Genomic DNA, 17678 nt, shown 5'->3' on the forward strand with positions numbered 1-17678 from the left:
GGCCTTTCTTTTGGGGGCCGCGTCCCGTCCCTCCGGCCGGCCACCGCAGTTCAGTCGGTGCGGCCCGGCCCATTGCCGGCCGATCCCATCCGGCTGGGGCACGCGGACAGGCCTTGCGCGCAGTGCGACGCGCCCGCCGGGGAGCGGCAGGCTTCCACTCCGTCTGGCACCCCAGCGGATAAGCTGACTTCTCCATCCACTGCTGCAAGGAAATCCATGGTCCGCATGCTGCCCGACGACGCGCTCACACGCGCTCAGCAGGGAGACCCGGCAGGCTTTGAATGGATCTACTCCCAGCTCAGCCCGCTGGTGCTCGGCTACTTCTCGGGCAGGGGTGCGGAGGATCCGGAGGGCTTGACCCAGGAGGTCTTCCTCACTGTCTTCACCAAGGTCACTTCGCTCCAGGGCGGGCCGGGGGCGCTGCGGACGTTCGTCTTCTCGGTCGCCCATGCCCGGTGGGTCGATGAGGTCCGCAGGAAGGCGCGCGGGCCCGTGCTGACCGGGTACGAGCCGGAAACCGATTCCCGCACCAGCGCGTCGGCCGAATCCGTAGCTCTCGACCGGTTCGGTGAAGGCAATGTCGAGGAACTCCTGGCGGCGCTCAAGGACGAGCACCGGGAGGTCCTGCTGTTGCGCATCGTTGCCGGGCTCACACTTGAGCAGGTCGGGGATGTCATGGACAGGTCGACAGGCTCGATCAAGCAGCTACAGCGGCGGGGGCTGCTCCGCCTGAAGGAACTTGTGGAACTTAACCAGAAAGAGGCGTCATGACGGCGGGCAAGCCACCGGCCGATGACGAGGGCCTTTCCCGGCTTTTCGATGAGGCAGCGCTGCCCGTGGCTCCGGAGCTGCTCGGGGCGCTGGGATGCGTCAAGAGCCTGGGGGACCGGCCGGCTCCCGCTCCGGGAGCGGACCTTCTTGCCTTTTTTGCTCCAGCGGATGCGCCAGACGGCGGACGCCGGAAGCGGCTGCGGGGTCCAATCATCGGCGGCACCCTTGCTGTCTCGATGGGCCTGGGCATGTCCGGCGTCGCCGCCGGGCCGGGGACCTTCGCGGACGACCTCGGCAGTGCTGTGCATTCCGTCATGGGCCGGTCGGGTGACGTGGCGGCGGGCACCGTACCGGTCGACCCTCCGCATCAGCCGTCGCCGTCGGACCTGCCGGCCATCACCGCCCCCGGAGGCGGGCCGGCCCAGAACGCCGCCGGTCGAAGCGGAGCCGCCGGTGCTGCCGGGCCCATGGGGACGGAGGCGGCGGGAGTCACCGGGCAGACCGGGACGGAAGCCGCAGCAGCCGCCGGGACCACCGAACCAGGGCGTGAACCGACCCGCCCCTCCTCCGGTGGAACGGGCGCCGGTCGGGAAGGCGCCACCCCTGAAGCGGTGCCCGACCGTTCGTCTCCAGCGCCGGAGGCGGGGCACCAGGAGAATCTCAACCCACGACCGAAGCCGGAGAAATCCGGGCCCGCGGAATCCAAGTCGGAGTCCAAGCCTGCGGAATCCCAGCCGACGGAAATGAAACCAACGGGGCCGAAGCCGGCGGGGTCGCATCCGTCGAAGCCCGAGCCGACGAAGGCGAAGCCGGCCAAGCCGCGGCCTGCTGCACCCGAAAACGGACAAGGCACCGGCCAAGAAGCCGGACCGGAGCCTGAGGCGCCCGGGACGGGACCGGAGTGGGTGCGGAAACGTCCGGCCGGAGTAGATCCGGGCGCCGATCGCCGGGCGGAACCGCCTACGCCGGGAGGGCGGGAAACCGGGGGCGGGCTCGACCTTGATCCTTTGGCCCCGGGTCCGGCTACGCCTGAGCCGGAGCTGAAACCGTCAGAACCGGAGCTAGCGCAGGAGCCATTGCCGTCGGAGCTGCCCTCGCCGTCGCCGGAGCCAGCGCCCCTGTCAGGAGAGGACCTGCCGCTTCGAGGAGAGGACACCGGTGTTGAACCCGGCGAGGTTCAGCCCGCCGTGGAAGCGGGCATGCTCGATCTTCAGGCACCGGTCCATCACCACCGATAGCCCTGCGCCCTCGGCCCGCCGGGCCACGTCCTCGTGCCAGGACCCGAGCTGCAGCCACAGCGTCCGGGCTCCGACGTCGAGGGTTTCCTCTAGCACCGAGGGGAGATCGTCGTGTTTGCGGAAGACGTCGACCACGTCGGGAACCTCTGGAAGGTCGGCGAGGGAGGCATACGCCGGCTGGCCCAGGATCTGCGTGGCCACGGGATTGACGAAGTACAGCCGGTATGGCGACGAGGACTGAAGGTAGGTCGCCACGAAGTACGAGGCGCGCGAGGGCTTGTCCGAGGCCCCGACGATCGCCACCGACTTCGTGCCGCGCAGCAGGGCCAGCCGCTCCGGCGCGGAGGGACCTTCCCACGTCCGCTCTGCCGCGCTCATGCCCCGACCCCCACCGCGCACGTCGGGGCCTGCCCGTCGACGGAACTGCCGGTGCCGGCCTCCGTGGGTACCTGTGGCAGGGAGGCGGAGCCGTCGCGCTCGACGGCTTCGGTCAGTGCCTGGTCGAGGTCCCACAGGATGTCCTCGAGGTCCTCAAGGCCTACGGAGATGCGGACCAGGTCCTCGGGGATGCCCGCCGCGGCGAGCTGCTCGGGCGAGAGCTGCTGGTGGGTCGTCGACCCGGGGTGGATCACGAGCGTGCGCGAGTCCCCCACGTTCGCCAGGTGGGATGCGAGCTGCAGCGCCTCGATGAACCGCTGGCCGGCTTCGCGTCCGCCGCGGATGCCGAAGCTGAACACCGATCCCGGCCCCTGGGGCAGGTACCTTCCCGCCCGCCCGTGGTGCGGGTGGCTGGGCAGCCCGGCGTAGTTGACGTAGGCCACGCGCGGGTCGGCCTGCAGCCATTCGGCGACGGCCTTGGCGTTCAACAGGTGCTCATCGAGCCGCTGGGCAAGGGTTTCAACGCCCTGCAGCAGCTGGAAGGCCGACTGCGGCGACAGGGACGGCCCGATGTCGCGCAGCTGCTCGGTGCGCAGCTTCGTGAGGAAGCCGTATTCACCGAAGTTCGCCCACCACTGGATGTTCCCGTAGGAGGGAACGGGCTCGGTCATGCCCGGGAACTTGCCGTTGCCCCAGTTGAACTTCCCGCTCTCGACGACGACGCCGCCCAAGGTCGTCCCGTGGCCGCCGATGAACTTGGTGGCCGAGTGGATTACGATGTCCGCGCCGTGCTCGATCGGCCGGATGAGGTAGGGGGTGCTGAGGGTCGAATCGATGATCAGCGGCACCCCTGCGTCGTGGGCCACCGCCGCGAGGCCCTCGATGTCGGCAATCTCGCCGGAGGGATTGGCGATGACCTCCGCATAGACGGCCTTCGTGTTCGGCCGGATGGCGGCCGCATAGTCCACCGGATCCGTCCCGGATACGAAGGTCGTGTCGATGCCGAAGCGCCGCAGCGTGACGTCGAGCTGCGTCACCGTTCCGCCGTACAGCTGGGAGGCGGCGACGATATGGTCACCGGCCTGGCACAGTGCGGCGAAGGTGATGAACTCGGCGCTCATGCCCGACGCCGTCGCCACCGCGCCGATGCCGCCCTCGAGGGAGGCGATGCGCTCCTCGAACGCCGCGACCGTGGGGTTGCCGATCCGGGAGTAGATATTGCCGTACTTCTGGAGCGCGAAGAGGCTGGCGGCGTCATTGGTGTCTTTAAAGACGAACGACGTCGTCTGGTAGATGGGGACGGCGCGGGCGCCGTGCGCCGCATCGGGGGTACCGCCGGCGTGGAGCGCCCGGGTCCGGAATCCAAAGGTTCGCTCAGCCATCAGAGCCCTGCTTTCACGGTTGAGGGGGTGGGGAGGTGGAAGTCGACGCCGGCCCGGTCCGCGAGGTCCGCCTCGAGCGAGCGGACGATCGGCAGGACATCCCGGCCGAACGCCTCGACCTCCTCCTGGAAGTGCAGGTAGCAGGTGAGCATCAGGTTCACGCCCAGCTTCTTGTATTCGATGATCCGCTCGGCGATCTGCTCGGGCGTGCCGATCAGCTGGGTGCGGAAGCCGTCGTTGTACTGGATCAGGTCCTCGAAGCTGGAGTCCGCCCACATACCCTTGCCGTCATGGGTGGAAGGGCCGGCCTCCTGGACCGCGTCCCGGAACCCTTCAACGGCCGGCCGGTGCGCCTTGGCGACGATTTCACGGAGGGTCTCGCGGGCCTCCTTCTCGGAGTCCCGGGCGATCACGAACCCGTTGAGCCCGAACCGCGGGTGCCGCCCGGCGGCGGCAGCCGAGGCCCGCACGCCGGCGATGTTCTCCCGGAAGCCCTCGAGATCCTTGCCGTTGGAGAAGTACCAGTCGGCCACCCGGCCTGCGGTGGCCTGCGCCGCCGTCGAATTCCCGCCGAAGAAGATCTCAGGGTGCGCCCGCCCGGGCACCTCGACGGGCGCAGGGCTCAGGGTGAAGTCGGTGATGTTGTAGTACTTTCCGGCCTGCGTGTAGTGCTGCTCGGTCCACAGGCCCCGCAGGACGCGGATGAACTCCTCGGTGCGCACGTACCTTTCGTCGTGCTCCAGCCAGGGGAGGCCGAAGCCGGTGAACTCGCTCTTCAGCCAGCCCGAGACAATATTGACCGCCGCCCTGCCGTTGGAGATGGCGTCGGCGGTGATGATGAACTTCGCGAGCACTCCCGGATGCCACATACCCGGGTGGACGGCCGCAATGACCTTCAGTTTCTCCGTCGCCGCGAGCAGGGCCAGGGAGAAGGCCGTCGCTTCGTGCTGCTTATCGGCCCCGTAGGACGCCGCATACCGGGTCTGGGACAGCGCGTACTCGAACCCGGCGTCCTCGGCGATCCGCGCAAGCTTCCGGTTGTACTCGAAGTCCCAGCCGGTGCGCTGTTCGATCGTTGAGACGACCAGCCCGCCGCTCACGTTCGGCACCCAGTAGGCGAACTTCAGGGGTTGCGAAAAATCGGCAGTGCTCATTATTCCTCCATCGATTCTGGCGGTAGCACCCTACTGTCAGCGCTGTCGGCGCTGGCCAGGGTTGCTGCGGCGTCATAGAGCCAGATCTCTCGGCCGCTCGGGATGGTTCCCCCCGAGTCTGACAGGGACGCGGCGCAGGGACCAAGAAATGTGTCGTCGCGGGTCGCGGCATTGCGGGTAAGGTTTGCTCACGCGGACGATTCGAAGGAGCTGCCGGTGGAATTGCGCAGGCTGGGGCTCGTGGTGCACGGGGGCAAGCGGCGGGCCATCGAGGCTGCCAAGGGGCTTACGGCCTGGGCCGGGGAGAACGGCATCGACGTCGCAGAGATCGACGTCTGGTCCCCGGACGAACACGGACACCTGCGGATCGAGCACTCCCCGCCCGGGACGTTCGACCTCGTGATCACCATCGGCGGCGACGGTACGTTCCTGCGCGGGGTTGCGGTGGCGCAGGCCTCGAACTCCCCGATCCTGGGCGTCAATGTGGGCCGGGTGGGCTTCCTCACCGAGGTGGAACCGGAACACCTGATCGAAGCCCTGAATGCGGTCATGGCGAACGAGGCACTTGAAGAGCATCGCCTCACCCTCACCATGCGCTCGAGCCGGCCGCTGCGGATTCCGAAGGAACTCGGCGCACTGCTTCACTATGAGCGGGGGCCGACGACGGAGCCGCCCGAGGTCCGCGCCGACGCCGCGCAGGAGACCGGCTGGGGCATCGGCATGGACGTCACCGCACTCAATGACGTCGTCTTCGAAAAACTGACCCGCGACCGGCAGGCCAGCGTGGCGGTCTACGTCGGGTCCCGCCATTTCGTCTCCTACTCGGCCGACGCGCTCATCATCGCCACGCCGACCGGTTCGACGGCCTATTCCTTCGCGGCGGGAGGTCCGGTGGTGTCGCCCCGTGCCCAGGTCCTGGTGTTCACCCCGGTTGCCGCGCACATGGTCTTCGACCGGAGCCTGATCGTCGCCGCCGACGAGCTTGTCTCGGTGCGGGTGCTCGAACGCAGCGGACAGGTCTCGATGTCCATCGATGGACGGATCGTCGGAGTCCTCGACCCGGGGGACTGGGTGTCGGTCTACGCCCGGCCCACCGAGGTGCGGATGCTGCGGCTGCAGGAACCGGACTTCTTCGGCCGGGTCCGGGACCGGTTCGGCCTCGTCGACGCCGCGGCCGCGGCTGCCGACGGCGATTCGCCGGTGGCGCACATCCCCAGCACGCCCAAACCGGATGACATGAAACACGTGCACATCCCCACCCCGGCCCTTGAGGCGTGGACGTGGCCGCGGGTGGAGCCGCTGGACCGCTAGCCGGCCCCGTCGAAACTGCAGCTCACCACCCTGTCGCATCGGTGAAGCGTGGTGAGGTGCAGTCTCGATGGGAAAGTTCACCGGGGCGGGTGGGCTCACCGGGGGAGTGCCCTCAGCGGCGGGCAGCGAGTGCCGCGGCGATGCCGGGCAGGCACTCCTCGTTCTGCAGGGAGGTGGTGTCCCCCAGCGGGCTGCCCTCGTACAGTTCGGACAGCACGCGGCGCAGGATCTTTCCCGAGCGCGTCTTGGGCACGTCCTTCACCACGACGACGGCGGCGGGCCGGGCAACCGGGCCGATCCGGGCCGCGACGTGCCGGCGCAGCGTTTCCTCGATGCCGGCCGTACCGGACGCGCCGGGCGCGGGCACTACGAAGGCGGCGATAGCGTGGCCGGTGATTGGGTCGGCCACCGGGCAGACCCCGGCCTCGCCGACCAGCGGATGGGCGACGAGGGCCGACTCGATCTCGATCGTCGAGAGCCGGTGCCCGGAGACGTTGATGACGTCATCGACCCGGCCCAGGATCCAGGTGTCGCCGTCGTCGTCGTAGCGGGCGCCGTCCCCGGACAGGAACCAGCCCTGGCGGGCGAATGTGCGCCAGTAGGAGTCCAGGTAGCGGCGCGGGTCACCCCATGCCGTGCGGGCGATCGCAGGGCCGGGACGGTCCACGACCAGCAGCCCGGGCACGCCGGCGGGCACGGTGACGCCCTGGTCGTCGACGATGCGGGTGCCGACGCCGGGCAGGGCCCGGGCGGCGCACCCGGGCTTGAAGGCGGAGTCCGACGGGCTCGGGGAGAGGACGGCGGCACCGGTCTCGGACTGCCACCAGGTGTCGACCACCGGCACCGTGCCGCGGCCGAGCCGGTCCCGGAACCAGTGCCACGCCGCCGGGTTGACGGCCTCACCGACGGTGCCGAGGACGCGGATGCTCGAGAGGTCGTAGGAGTCCGGGACGCCTTCGGGGAACCAGGAGCGAAGGGCGCGCACCAGTGTGGGCGCGGTGTAGTAGCTGGTGACCCGGTAGCGGTCGATGATCTCGAAGTGCCGGCCCGGGTGCGGGGTGTCCGGTGTCCCCTCGAAGAGGACCTGCGTGGCGCCGTTGGACAGCGGCCCGTACAGCACGTAGGTGTGGGCCGTCACCCAGGCGAGGTCCGCGGTGCACCAGTGGACCTCGCCGTCCCGCCGCACACCGTCCGGCGGGCCGAAGAGGTGCTGGAAGCTCCAGGACGCCTGGGTCAGGTAGCCTCCCGAGGTGTGGAGCAGCCCCTTGGGCCGGCCGGTGGTGCCCGAGGTGTACAGAATGAACAGCGGGGTTTCGGCGTCGAACGCCTCGGGGGAATGCTCCGGCGAAGCGGCCGCGAGGGCCTCGTGCCAGTCGACGTCGCGTCCGGCGGTCCAGGCGATGTCCGAGCCGGTGCGCCGGACCACGAGCACGGAGTCGAGGCCTGTGATTCCTTCGACCGCGGTATCGGCGATGTCCTTGACCGGGACGGCGGTTCCCCTCCGGAACTGGCCGTCGCTGGTGATGAGCAGTTTCGCCCCGGTGTCCTGCACCCGGAAGCGCAGGGCCTCGGCGGAGAACCCGCCGAAGACGAGGGAGTGGACCGCACCGATCCGGGCGCAGGCGAGGGCGGCGACGACCGTCTCGACGAGCACGGGCAGGTAGATCACCACCCGGTCCCCCTTGCCGATGCCCAGGGCCAGCAGGGCGTTCGCCGCCCGGCTTACCTCCTCGAGCAGTTCGGCGTAGGAGACGCTCCGGCGGTCGCCCGGCTCGCCCTCGAAATGGATTGCCGTCCGCGCACCGTGGCCGGCGGCAACATGCCGGTCGACGCAGTTGGCGGCGACATTGAGGCGACCGCCGGAGAACCACTCGATCCGCGGCACCGAGAGCCCGCCGTCCGGGCCCGGCCGGGCACGCTCGAAGGTGTGAGCCGTGTGCCAGCCCGCCTCCCAGTGCAGGCGCCGGGCCTGCTCCTCCCAGAAGCGGATGCGGTCGGTGTCGAGATCCAGATCGAGATCCGGGTCCGCCGCCGCGACGGCACGGGGATCGATCGCGCTCACGCCCACCGCCGCACCGCCCAGCGCTGGGCGAGGCCCAGGAGGGCGTCGGTGGTCTTGCCGAGGACCGCGAGGAGCACAATGGCCAGGAAGATCCGATCCACCCTGCCGTTGTTCTGCGAATCGCTCAACAGCCAACCCAGGCCCATGGAGGCCGCGATGAGTTCGGCGGCGACGAGGAACAGCCAGGACTGGGCCAGGGCAAGTCGCAGTCCGGAGAACACCGCCGGGATGATGGCGGGCAGCTGGACGGTGGTGAGGAGCCGTAACCCGGTGAGTCCGAAGGCCCGGCCCGCCTCGACGAGGTTCCGGTCGACGTGGCGCAGCGCGAGGGACACCGTCGTGAAGACCGGGAAGAACGCCCCTATCAGGATCAGCGTGACCTTCGAGTCCTCGTTAATGCCGATCCACAGGATCAGCAGGGGAACCCAGGCCAGCGACGGGACCGCGCGCACGGCGCCGATCGTGGGCCCGAGGAGGGCATCCGCCGTGCGCGAGAGCCCCAGCACCGCCCCCGCGGTCAGGCCCAGCGCCCCTCCGGCGGCGAAGCCCAGCAGGACGCGCTGGGTGCTGATGCCGAGGTGGACGCCGAGCTCGCCGCGCTCGAGAAGTTCGGCCCCGGCGGCCGCGACGGCGCCCGGCGGGGGAAGCTGGACGGCGGTGAAAGCACCCGTCGCCGAACTGACCTGCCAGGCCCCGAGCAGCAGCGCGGGAACGATCAGCCCCAGCAGGGTAGTCCGCACCCGCCGGCCGGTGCCGGTGCCGCGGCTCCTTGACCGCGCCGGTACCGCCGCCGGCGTGGTGGGCGCTGTCATGAGGAAGCCCCGACGGCGGAGGCGTCGGCCTTCTTCACCAGCGAGTCATCGAACAGGGAGTCCAGGGCCGAGTCGACCTGGTCCTGGGAGCTGACATCCCCCGACTCGACGAAGACCGGGCCGATCTTTTCGAGGACCTCCCGCTGGGCGTCCCCGGGCACCGGATCCACGTCAAGGTTGGTCCGCTCGAGGATCACGGAGTTGGCGACCGCCGGGTCGATCGCGGCGACCTCCGCGAGGATCGCCGCCGTGTCCTCGGGGTTGTCCGAGGCCCATTCGCGGGCCTTTTCGTAGGCGTTCACGACGGTCTGGGCGACGTCGGGCTTTTCCTCGAGGAAGCTCTCGGTGGCGTTGAGGAACCCATAGCTGTTGAAATCGATGTTCCGGTAGAACAGCTCGGCGCCGTCCTGTTCGGCCGCCGCCATGATGGGGTCGAGTCCGGACCACGCGTCCACGGCGCCGTTGGCGAGGGCCGCCCGGCCATCGGCGTGCTGGAGGTTCTGCACCGTCACCTCGGCGGGATCGACTCCCGCGGATTCGAGGGCCTGAAGCAGGAAGAAGTAGGGGTCCGTGCCCTTGGTGGCCGCGACCGACTTGCCGCGAAGGTCCTCCACCGCGGTGATTCCCGAATCGGGGGAGGCGACGAGTGCCGCCCACTCCGGCTGCGAGTAGATCTCGATGGTCTTGATCGGCGAACCGTTGGAGCGTGCCAGCAGCGCCGCCGACCCCGCGGTGGATCCGACGTCGATCGCCCCGGCCCGCAGGGCCTCGTTGGCCTTGTTCGAGCCGGCGGACTGGACCCAGTTCACCGTGATGTCCTGGTCGGCGAGCTCCTCCTCAAGCCAGCCCTGTTCCTTGATCACGAGGCTCAGTGGATTGTAGGTCGCGAAGTCGATGTTCAGCGTGCCGCCTGTCGTGGCGGCCTCGGCTGCGTTGTTGCCGGTGGAGGTGTTCTCCCCGGCCATGCACCCGCTCAGTCCCAATGACAGGGCTGCGGCAACGGAGGCGGTGCGGAGAAGGGTAAGGCGGGTCATGCAGTTCCTTCGGTGGGTGCGGAATGGGGGAGCGGAGAAGTGCGGCATAGAGCCGTAGGAGGGTGCGGCCTGAGGAGGGTATGGCTGAAGCGGGGTACGGCAGGGCGGGGGTGCGCTGAGAAGTGTAGGGCGGAACCGGAGGGGAACCTTAGGCGGGCGGGTCAGCCCGTCCGATCAGCCCTTCCGGTCAGCCTGGCAATCAGTGCGCGGCGACGCCGAGCAGGGCGAGCAGGTTCCGGCGCAGCTCGGCCAGTTCGCGGGAGCTGCGGTCACGGGGCCGGGCCCCGGGGACGGGAATCAGGTCCTTCACCGTCGACCCCGGCCCATCGCCGCTGCTGCCGAGCACAAGGATGCGGTCGGCGAGCTGGAGCGCTTCGTCGACGTCATGGGTCACCAGCAGCACCGTTGTGGGCTGCGCCGCGTGGATCTCGAGGAGCAGGTCCTGCATCTTGAGGCGGGTCAGCGCGTCGAGGGCGCCGAAGGGTTCATCGAGCAGCAGGACGCCGGGGGTGCGGGCCAGGGCGCGCGCGAGCGAGGCCCGCTGCGCCATTCCCCCGGAGACCTCCCGGGGGCGGTGCTTCGCGAAGCGGTCGAGGCCGACGAGTTTCAGCAGTTCGGCGACCTTGGCCTTGCCGGCGCTTGCACTCGAGGACTTGGGCAGGCCGATGGCGACATTGGCCTGCAGCGTGTGCCAGGGCAGCAGTCGGGGTTCCTGGAAGGCAACGGCGCAGCGCTCGTCGATGCCGCGGACTTCGGTGCCGTCGATCAGCACGCTGCCCGCGTCGGGGGTGTCGAGGCCCGCCGCAGCACGCAGGAGCGTCGATTTCCCGCAGCCGCTGGTGCCGAGGATTGCGAGGACTTCACCGGGCCGGATGTCCACGGTGACGTCCCGCAGCACCACCCGCCGGTCGCTTGAGGTGCCGAAACTGCGCCCCAGGCGGCTGAAGCTCACCTCAAGGGGCGGCCTGCGGCGCGGGTCGGCGGTTGTCGAAGATGCCAGAACAGCAGTCATAGAAGTCTCCATCGATCCTGGCAGTAGCACCCTACGGATCAGGCCCTAGCCCGGCGCCCTTCGGCGCCCGGCACCCGCGGCCTGCTCCTCGTTATTGCCCGGTATCAGGGGGATACGGACAACCAGGGTTGCTGCGGCTTCATCGATCCAGGTCTCTCAGCCGCTCGGGATGGTCAAGCACCACTAAACGCCCATCCCTTCGAAGGCGGCAAATCTTCCCCGTAATAAACAGACACGCGCCGGTCCCCTTGACGGCTCCCGCACCGTGGGGGGTCGCATAGGCTTGAGGCCACGGAAGGGAAGGACAACGGTGAAGCACTCCAATGATCCCGCGGTGATCCGGCGGCTCCTGAGCGGGCCGGGCCGGTGGGCCGTCGTCGGTCTCTCCAACAATCCCCGGCGGGTGGCGCTGGGGGTCTCCCGGTTCCTGATGGACCGGTTGGACAAGGAGATCGTGCCGGTCAGCCTCAAGGGCGACGACGTGCACGGCCAGAAGGGCTATCGAACCCTCGGCGAGGTTCCCGGGTCGATCGACGTCGTCGACTGCTTCGTGAACTCGACCCGGGTCGGCGCCGTGGTGGACCAGGCGATCGCCGTCGGGGCCAAGGCGGTGTGGCTGCAGCAGGGTGTCATCGACGAGGCGGCCGCGCAGCGCGCCAAGGACGCCGGGCTCGACGTCGTGATGGACACCTGCCCGGTCACCGAGAGTCCCCGCTTCGGTCTGTGACGGGGCGGCTCACATGCGCTGGTAGCGCGAGCGGACCATCAGGAACAGCCCGTAACAGATCAGGCCGACGGCGACGGCGCCCAGGATCCAGATGCCGAACGGCTGCCCGGCGAGGGTTTTCAGGGCTCCGTCCAGCCCGGTCGACTCCTCCGGATTGTTCCGGACGGTCGCCAGAATGAGCAGGAAACCGAGAACCGCGAGGGCGATGCCCTTGGCGACATAACCTACCCGACCCAGGGTGACGACCGCCGAACCGGCCTCGCCGGAGGGAAGCCGGGAGAGGTTCTTCTTGAACTTCCTGGTAATCCCGCTGTAGACGAAGTAGCCGGCGGTGGCGAGCAGGCCCAACCCGATGGCGATCAACAGGGCCGCGCCGGCGGGGTGGGACATCACGGACGCGGTGGCCGACTGGGTCGACTGTCCGCTGTCACTCGTCCCGCCGAGGGCGTAGCGCCCAAAAGCGGCGCCGAGCGCCGCATACACAACCGCCGTCCCGCCGGACTTCAGCCGCTCCTTGGTCCGTTCATTGCCGCTGGCCTGTTTCGCGCCGAAGAAGACCTCACTGAGCATGAACAGCGCCAGTGCGATACAGCCCAGAAAGCAGGCCCACAGGAGGATCCTGCCCCCCGGCCCGCCCGCCAGCTGCTGCAGCGCCCCGCTTTGGTCGGCCTTGCCCGATCCACCGGTGGCGATCCGCAGGGCGATAATGCCGATCAGCAGGTGAAGCAGCCCCGCCGCGATGTAACCGGCACGCGCGGCCAGCTGAAACCCTTTTGAGTCGGCAACGTCCTCGGCGGCGTCGGCCGCCTTGGTTGCCTGGCGTTTTGCCTCGCCCATGATTTCCTCCTGCGCCGGTGTGTGGCACCATCCTCCCACTTTTGCGGGCCTCCGGCGGTGCCGGTTGAGGAGGACTTGGAACCGGCTACGCTCGAAGCAGCGGCTCCCTCCGGCGGGGCCGGACGGCGGGTGGGAGAGGGGCGGATGGACGGGTTGAGCTATGCGGAGCAGGGCAGCACGGACCGCCCCTTTCCCGAGCCGATGACCGGCGGCTGGCCGGAAGACTACCGGGTGGCGGTGGGGGCGTATCCGCTGGAGGCGGGGGACCCGGCTGTGGCATTCGAGGCCCTGGCCGAGGGGATCCTTACCTGGGGGCTGCACCGCGGTGCGGGCCTGCGGGTGGACACCACCGCCCCGCGGGCCCTTCCCGGAGCCGAGGTCAGCACGGCCCTGGGGGTCGGTCCCCTCCGCCTGCCGGCCCCGAGCACGGTGCTGTGGTCCCGGGAGGTGCTCCGCGACGGGTCGGGCCAGCCGGTGCCGGGTCAGCGGGCAGGGTTCGGCTATGGCACGCGGAAGGGCCACCCGGTGCGCGGCGAGGAGGGGTTCTACGCCGAGCTCACCCCGGACGGGAAGCTGATCTTCCGGGTGAGTGCCTACAGCGTCCCGGCCTCAGCGTTCTATCGGCTCGGGGCTCCGGCGTTGCGGCTGGTGCAGCGGTATGTCACCGCCCGGTATGTGCGGGCGGCCCGGAGACTGGCACTCGGGGGTTAAGCAGGGCGGGCCGGGACCGGAGGCGGTGTTCGCCTCCGGTCCCGGCCCGCGTACTGCCTTCTAAAGAGCCCTGTCCCTAGGCGAAGTGCCTGGGGAGTGTTCCCTCGTGCGCTTCCTTCAGCTCGTCCAGCGGCAGGGTGAAGTGGCCCTGCACGTCGAGAGCGGAGTTTTCGGTGTCCACGACGCCGATCCGGAGCGTCGGGTAGTTCCGGGCGGTGCACATGTCGTTGAAGCGCACCTCCTCCGAGCGGGGAACGCTGACGATCGCACGGCCCTGGCTCTCGCTGAACAGCGCGGTAAACGGGTCGATGCCGTCGCGCTCGCACAGTTCGTCGATGCCGATGCGCGCCCCCACGCCGAACCGCAGTGCCGCCTCGGAGAGGGCGGCCGCGAGGCCGCCTTCGGAGAGGTCGTGCGCGGCGTCGATCATGCCGTCACGCGAGGAGTTGACCAGCACCGCGGCGAGGGTCTTCTCCGCCGCAAGGTCAACCACCGGCGGCGTGCCGCCGAGGTGGCCGCGCAGGTTCGCCCACTCGGATCCGTCGAGTTCGTCCCGCGTGGTGCCGAGCAGGTAGATGGCCTGCCCGTCCTCGCGCCAGCCGGACGGGGTCCGGCGGGCGACGTCGTCGAACACGCCCAGCACGCCCACCACGGGCGTCGGGTGGATCGCCACGCCCCCGGTCTGGTTGTAGAGCGAGACGTTGCCGCCGGTGACCGGCACGCCGAGCTCCTGGCAGGCATCGGCGAGTCCGCGCACCGATTCGGCGAACTGCCACATCACCTCGGGATCCTCAGGGGAGCCGAAGTTGAGGCAGTCGGTGACGGCCAGCGGCTTGGCGCCGGAGGTGGCAACGTTGCGGTAGGCCTCCGCCAGGGCAAGGCGGGCGCCCTCGTACGGGTTCAGGTAGGAGTAGCGGCCGTTGGCATCGGTCGAGAGGGCGACGCCGAGGCCGGTTGCCTCGTCGACGCGGATCACGCCGGCATCGTCGGGCATGGCCAGGGCGGTGTTGCCCTGCACGTAGCGGTCGAACTGGTTGGTGACCCAGTCCTTCGAGCACATATTGGGGGAGGACATCAGTTCGAGCACCGCGGCGCGCAGGTCCGGTGAGGAGCCCTGAAAGGAGTCCGCCTGGACGCCGTCGAGCCAGGCCGGGCGGTGGTAGGGCCGCTCGTAGACGGGTCCGTCGTGGGCGACGGTGCGCGGGTCGACGTCGACGATGGTCTCGCCGTCCCATTCGATGACCAGCCGGCCGGTGTCGGTGACCTCGCCCAGCCAGGAGTACTCGACGTTCCACTTGTCCATAATGGCTTCGAACGCCGCGGCATTGGCCGGGGTGACGACGGCCATCATCCGCTCCTGGGACTCCGACATGAGGATTTCGCCGGGGGTCAGGGTCGGGTCGCGCAGGAGGACCTTCGTGAGTTCGACGTGCATGCCGCCGTCGCCGTTCGAGGCGAGCTCGGAGGTGGCGCAGGAGATGCCTGCCGCCCCGAGGTCCTGGATGCCCTCGACGACCGAGGCCTTGAACAGTTCGAGGCAGCACTCGATGAGCACCTTCTCGGCGAACGGGTCGCCCACCTGCACGGCGGGGCGCTTCGAGGGCTTGGCGTCGTCGAAGGATTCGGAGGCGAGGACCGAGGCCCCGCCGATTCCGTCCCCGCCGGTGCGCGCCCCGAAGAGGACGACCCGGTTGCCTACGCCCGAGGCGTTGGCGAGGCGGATGTCCTCGTGCCTCAGGACGCCGACGGCGAGCGCGTTCACCAGCGGGTTGCCCTGGTAGGAGGAGTCGAAGACGACTTCGCCGCCGATGTTGGGCAGGCCGAGGGAATTCCCGTAGCCGCCGATGCCCGCCACGATGCCGTGGACCAGGCGCGCGGTGTCGGGGTGGTCGATGGCGCCGAAGCGCAGCGGGTCCATGACGGCGACCGGGCGGGCGCCCATGGAGATGATGTCGCGGACGATCCCGCCGACGCCGGTCGCTGCGCCCTGGTAGGGCTCGACGAACGAGGGGTGGTTGTGGGATTCAACCTTGAAGGTCACGGCCCAGCCGTCGCCGATGTCCACGACGCCGGCGTTCTCGCCGATGCCCACGAGCAGGTGTTCCTTCATGGCGTCGGTGACCTTGTCGCCGAACTGGCGCAGGTGGACCTTCGAGGACTTGTAGGAGCAGTGCTCGCTCCACATCACCGAGTACATCGCCAGTTCGGCGCCGGTGGGGCGGCGGCCGAGGATCTCGACGACGCGGTCGTACTCGTTCTGCTTCAGCCCGAGTTCGGCCCAGGGGAGCGCCTGGCCGGGGGTTGCCTCGGCGTTGGCGACGGTGTCGATATTGAACTTCTTGGACATTGTCTCTGCAGTCACTTAGCCAACCAGTTTCTTGAGTACCGAGGTGAAGATGCCGAGGCCGTCGGTGCCGCCGCGGAGGTCGACCTCGCCGCGGGCCGAGGAGTCGGGGCCGAAGCCGGGTTCGACGGCATGTTCGGGGTGCGGCATGAGCCCGACGACGTTGCCTGCGGCGTTTGAGATTCCGGCGATGTCGCGGCGCGAGCCGTTCGGGTTCTCTCTCACATAGCGGAACACGACGCGGCCCTCGCCTTCGAGCTCGTCGAGGGTGCGCTCGTCGGCGACGAACTGTCCGTCCTGGTTCTTCAGCGGCACCACGATCTCCTCGCCGGCCGCGTAATCGGAGGTCCACAGGGTGTCGGCGTTCTCGACGCGCAGCCGCTGGTCGCGGCACAGGAAGTGGAGGGAGTTGTTCTTGATCATCGAGCCCGGCAGCAGGTGTGCCTCGGTGAGGACCTGGAAGCCGTTGCAGATGCCGAGGACGGGCAGCGCGCCCGGCCCGCCGGTGGCCGCCGCGGTGATCTGCTCCATCAGGGGCGCGAAGCGGGAGATCGCCCCGGCGCGGAGGTAGTCGCCGTAGGAGAAACCGCCGGGGATGATGACGGCGTCGACTCCCCGGAGGTCGTGATCGCCGTGCCAGAGGGAGATGGCGGTCCCGCCGGCCAGGCGCACGGCCCGCATCGCGTCCCGGTCATCGAGGGTGCCCGGAAAGGTGACGACGCCGACCCGTACCCCGGCGAGGCTTCCCTCGGCTGAGGCCGAGGGGAAGGGCTGGAAATCGCCGATCAGGGGGGTTTCGACGCTCACTCGGCGTCCTCCTGGATGACCTCCACGCGGGTCACATCTTCGATTACCGGGTTGGACAGCAGCGTGCTGGCGGCGCTGCGGGCCTGCTCGAGCAGTTCGGGGGTGACTTCCCCGGCGACTTCGAGTTCGAACCGCTTGCCCTGGCGGACACCGGCGAAACCGGTAAGGCCGAGCCGGGGGAGCGCGCCTGCAATGGCTTTGCCCTGCGGGTCGAGGATTTCGGGTTTGGGCATGACGTCAACAACGATCCGGGGCATCCGGCAACTCCTGTGAGTGAAGCGGCAAGTGCTGGGGGTGCCAGCATTAAATGCAGGGGCCCGGAAGTGCCGTCTCACGCCGGGTGGACCAGGGGTCGACAGGTCCGGCGCTCCGCGAGCTTGCCCCTTCAGTCTACCGGCCCCGGGTGCCGGGCCCGAACCGGGCGCCGGGGCGCCTGGCAGGGAGAGGCCTGGCAGAGGGAGGCCGGGTAGGGAGCGGTTGGTTCTAGAAAGCCCCGCCGGTGCCGAGGATCTCCTTGACGGCGTCCCAGCGGGAGATTTCACACCCGTTGGTTCGGGCGAAGCGCGCCCGGACGGGCTTGCCGTCGACGCTGCCCGTGATCGAGGCGGTCTGCGGCCCGCCGTAGATTTCCGTGCACACAATGTTCTTGTCCGGGATGGCCGTGAAGAATTTCACCCCGAGCCGGGATACGACAGTGCAGGCGGCCTCGGCATTGGGCAGGGACGTGCCGGGGCCGGGCCGGCCTTCGACGCATTCGAGGATGTACTCGACCGGTTCAGCCTCGGGGGACTCCTGAATGGTGACCATCAGGCGCGTTCCACTGGCTGATGGCGGCGGTGCCGGGGTTTTCGGGCTCACTGTCGGTGCCTCCGTGGGAGTCGGGCTCGGGCTTGTGGATGGCGGGGCGGGTGCGGACGGGCCCGGGGTGGGCGCAGCGGAGCCGGGAGCGGACGACGTCGGCGGAGTGGTTGATGGTGTGGTTGATGGAGCAGTGGTCGATGGAGCAGCGGTGGTTCCGTCGCCGTCCGTGCCGGCACCGCCGGTGCAGCCGGTGAGTGCGGCAAGGAGCAGGGCCGTGGCCGTCGCCGCCAGATGAAG

The 17678-nt window shown here is 69.4% G+C and carries 17 protein-coding genes and 1 riboswitch; of the genes, 5 read left to right on the forward strand and 12 right to left on the reverse strand.

Annotation, left to right across the window (positions count from 1 at the left end; all coding sequences use genetic code 11):
- Positions 1 to 216 precede the first annotated feature (216 nt).
- The gene (locus E2F48_RS13265) at positions 217 to 771 is read left to right on the forward strand and encodes an RNA polymerase sigma factor (RefSeq protein ID WP_133404436.1); all 555 of its coding nucleotides are present in this window, start codon (positions 217 to 219) and stop codon (positions 769 to 771) included.
- Positions 772 to 1892: 1121 nt separating this feature from the next.
- Here the strand turns inward: E2F48_RS13265 and E2F48_RS13270 are convergent.
- From E2F48_RS13270 to sfnG, 3 genes are read right to left on the reverse strand one after another with little or no spacing between them, the layout of a single operon-like run.
- Positions 1893 to 2387 carry a CoA-binding protein gene (locus tag E2F48_RS13270; protein ID WP_133404437.1) on the reverse strand — a complete coding sequence of 165 codons (495 nt, stop codon included), beginning with the start codon at positions 2385 to 2387 and terminating at the stop codon, positions 1893 to 1895.
- The gene (locus E2F48_RS13275) at positions 2384 to 3769 is read right to left on the reverse strand and encodes an O-acetylhomoserine aminocarboxypropyltransferase/cysteine synthase family protein (RefSeq protein WP_246018984.1); all 1386 of its coding nucleotides are present in this window, start codon (positions 3767 to 3769) and stop codon (positions 2384 to 2386) included. Before E2F48_RS13275 ends, E2F48_RS13270 begins: the two co-directional genes overlap by 4 nt.
- Positions 3769 to 4923, reverse strand: coding sequence for a dimethylsulfone monooxygenase SfnG (gene sfnG / locus E2F48_RS13280; protein ID WP_133404438.1), 1155 nt, complete (start codon positions 4921 to 4923; stop codon positions 3769 to 3771). The genes E2F48_RS13275 and sfnG overlap by 1 nt, the downstream gene beginning before the upstream one ends.
- Positions 4924 to 4927: 4 nt before the next feature.
- A riboswitch (SAM riboswitch) is annotated at positions 4928 to 5032 on the reverse strand.
- A 107-nt stretch (positions 5033 to 5139) separates the two neighbouring features.
- Between sfnG and E2F48_RS13285 the strand changes: the two genes are divergently transcribed.
- Positions 5140 to 6234, forward strand: coding sequence for an NAD(+)/NADH kinase (locus tag E2F48_RS13285; protein WP_133404439.1), 1095 nt, complete (start codon positions 5140 to 5142; stop codon positions 6232 to 6234).
- 112 nt (positions 6235 to 6346) lie between these two features.
- Here the strand turns inward: E2F48_RS13285 and acs are convergent, their stop codons facing one another.
- From acs to E2F48_RS13305, 4 genes are all read right to left on the reverse strand, one after another.
- Positions 6347 to 8302 carry an acetate--CoA ligase gene (gene acs, locus E2F48_RS13290; protein ID WP_425455780.1) on the reverse strand — a complete coding sequence of 652 codons (1956 nt, stop codon included), beginning with the start codon at positions 8300 to 8302 and terminating at the stop codon, positions 6347 to 6349.
- Positions 8293 to 9108 (reverse strand): ABC transporter permease, encoded by an 816-nt coding sequence (locus E2F48_RS13295; protein WP_133404440.1) that lies wholly within the window; start codon positions 9106 to 9108, stop codon positions 8293 to 8295. The genes acs and E2F48_RS13295 overlap by 10 nt, the downstream gene beginning before the upstream one ends.
- Complete coding sequence (locus E2F48_RS13300) at positions 9105 to 10142, reverse strand: aliphatic sulfonate ABC transporter substrate-binding protein (protein WP_133404441.1); 1038 nt, start codon at positions 10140 to 10142, stop codon at positions 9105 to 9107. The genes E2F48_RS13295 and E2F48_RS13300 overlap by 4 nt, the downstream gene beginning before the upstream one ends.
- Before the next feature lie 199 nt (positions 10143 to 10341).
- Positions 10342 to 11154 carry an ABC transporter ATP-binding protein gene (locus E2F48_RS13305; protein ID WP_133404442.1) on the reverse strand — a complete coding sequence of 271 codons (813 nt, stop codon included), beginning with the start codon at positions 11152 to 11154 and terminating at the stop codon, positions 10342 to 10344.
- A 310-nt stretch (positions 11155 to 11464) separates the two neighbouring features.
- Here E2F48_RS13305 and E2F48_RS13310 point away from each other — a divergent pair, with 310 nt between their 5' ends.
- Positions 11465 to 11881, forward strand: coding sequence for a CoA-binding protein (locus E2F48_RS13310; protein ID WP_133404443.1), 417 nt, complete (start codon positions 11465 to 11467; stop codon positions 11879 to 11881).
- A gap of 9 nt (positions 11882 to 11890) precedes the next feature.
- On the opposite strand, the gene E2F48_RS13315 is transcribed toward E2F48_RS13310, so the two are convergent.
- Positions 11891 to 12718, reverse strand: coding sequence for a DUF1206 domain-containing protein (locus E2F48_RS13315; RefSeq protein ID WP_133404444.1), 828 nt, complete (start codon positions 12716 to 12718; stop codon positions 11891 to 11893).
- Between the two features lie 75 nt (positions 12719 to 12793).
- On the opposite strand from E2F48_RS13315, the gene E2F48_RS13320 reads away from it, so the two are divergent.
- On the forward strand, positions 12794 to 13429 hold the full coding sequence (locus E2F48_RS13320) for a DUF1990 domain-containing protein (RefSeq protein ID WP_133404445.1): 636 nt from the start codon (positions 12794 to 12796) through the stop codon (positions 13427 to 13429).
- A 76-nt stretch (positions 13430 to 13505) separates the two neighbouring features.
- Here the strand turns inward: E2F48_RS13320 and purL are convergent, their stop codons facing one another.
- The 4 genes from purL to E2F48_RS13340 form a co-directional block, all read right to left on the reverse strand.
- Complete coding sequence (gene purL / locus E2F48_RS13325) at positions 13506 to 15776, reverse strand: phosphoribosylformylglycinamidine synthase subunit PurL (protein WP_425455783.1); 2271 nt, start codon at positions 15774 to 15776, stop codon at positions 13506 to 13508.
- A 15-nt stretch (positions 15777 to 15791) separates the two neighbouring features.
- Positions 15792 to 16580 (reverse strand): phosphoribosylformylglycinamidine synthase subunit PurQ, encoded by a 789-nt coding sequence (gene purQ, locus E2F48_RS13330; protein ID WP_133404447.1) that lies wholly within the window; start codon positions 16578 to 16580, stop codon positions 15792 to 15794.
- Positions 16577 to 16837, reverse strand: coding sequence for a phosphoribosylformylglycinamidine synthase subunit PurS (gene purS / locus E2F48_RS13335; RefSeq protein WP_133404448.1), 261 nt, complete (start codon positions 16835 to 16837; stop codon positions 16577 to 16579). The genes purQ and purS overlap by 4 nt, the downstream gene beginning before the upstream one ends.
- Before the next feature lie 226 nt (positions 16838 to 17063).
- The gene (locus E2F48_RS13340) at positions 17064 to 17387 is read right to left on the reverse strand and encodes a subtilase-type protease inhibitor (protein WP_133404449.1); all 324 of its coding nucleotides are present in this window, start codon (positions 17385 to 17387) and stop codon (positions 17064 to 17066) included.
- Between E2F48_RS13340 and E2F48_RS13345 the strand changes: the two genes are divergently transcribed.
- A complete protein-coding gene (locus E2F48_RS13345; RefSeq protein ID WP_133404450.1) occupies positions 17377 to 17676 on the forward strand; it encodes a hypothetical protein in 300 nt (99 codons plus the stop codon). The genes E2F48_RS13340 and E2F48_RS13345 overlap by 11 nt on opposite strands.
- The last annotated feature ends 2 nt before the right edge of the window (positions 17677 to 17678 follow it).

Source organism: Arthrobacter crusticola, assembly GCF_004357995.1.
Lineage (GTDB): Bacteria > Actinomycetota > Actinomycetes > Actinomycetales > Micrococcaceae > Arthrobacter_D > Arthrobacter_D crusticola.

Bases quoted from the DNA above. Each gene is read 5' to 3' on its own strand.
- purL (WP_425455783.1), bottom strand. From the start codon at position 15,776: ATGTCCAAGAAGTTCAATATCGACACCGTCGCCAACGCCGAGGCAACC.
- E2F48_RS13300 (WP_133404441.1), bottom strand. From the start codon at position 10,142: ATGACCCGCCTTACCCTTCTCCGCACCGCCTCCGTTGCCGCAGCCCTG.
- purS (WP_133404448.1), bottom strand. From the start codon at position 16,837: ATGCCCCGGATCGTTGTTGACGTCATGCCCAAACCCGAAATCCTCGAC.
- E2F48_RS13340 (WP_133404449.1), bottom strand. From the start codon at position 17,387: ATGGTCACCATTCAGGAGTCCCCCGAGGCTGAACCGGTCGAGTACATC.
- E2F48_RS13275 (WP_246018984.1), bottom strand. From the start codon at position 3,769: ATGGCTGAGCGAACCTTTGGATTCCGGACCCGGGCGCTCCACGCCGGC.
- E2F48_RS13315 (WP_133404444.1), bottom strand. From the start codon at position 12,718: ATGGGCGAGGCAAAACGCCAGGCAACCAAGGCGGCCGACGCCGCCGAG.
- sfnG (WP_133404438.1), bottom strand. From the start codon at position 4,923: ATGAGCACTGCCGATTTTTCGCAACCCCTGAAGTTCGCCTACTGGGTG.
- E2F48_RS13265 (WP_133404436.1), top strand. From the start codon at position 217: ATGGTCCGCATGCTGCCCGACGACGCGCTCACACGCGCTCAGCAGGGA.
- E2F48_RS13345 (WP_133404450.1), top strand. From the start codon at position 17,377: ATGGTGACCATCAGGCGCGTTCCACTGGCTGATGGCGGCGGTGCCGGG.
- E2F48_RS13270 (WP_133404437.1), bottom strand. From the start codon at position 2,387: ATGAGCGCGGCAGAGCGGACGTGGGAAGGTCCCTCCGCGCCGGAGCGG.
- E2F48_RS13295 (WP_133404440.1), bottom strand. From the start codon at position 9,108: ATGACAGCGCCCACCACGCCGGCGGCGGTACCGGCGCGGTCAAGGAGC.
- E2F48_RS13305 (WP_133404442.1), bottom strand. From the start codon at position 11,154: ATGACTGCTGTTCTGGCATCTTCGACAACCGCCGACCCGCGCCGCAGG.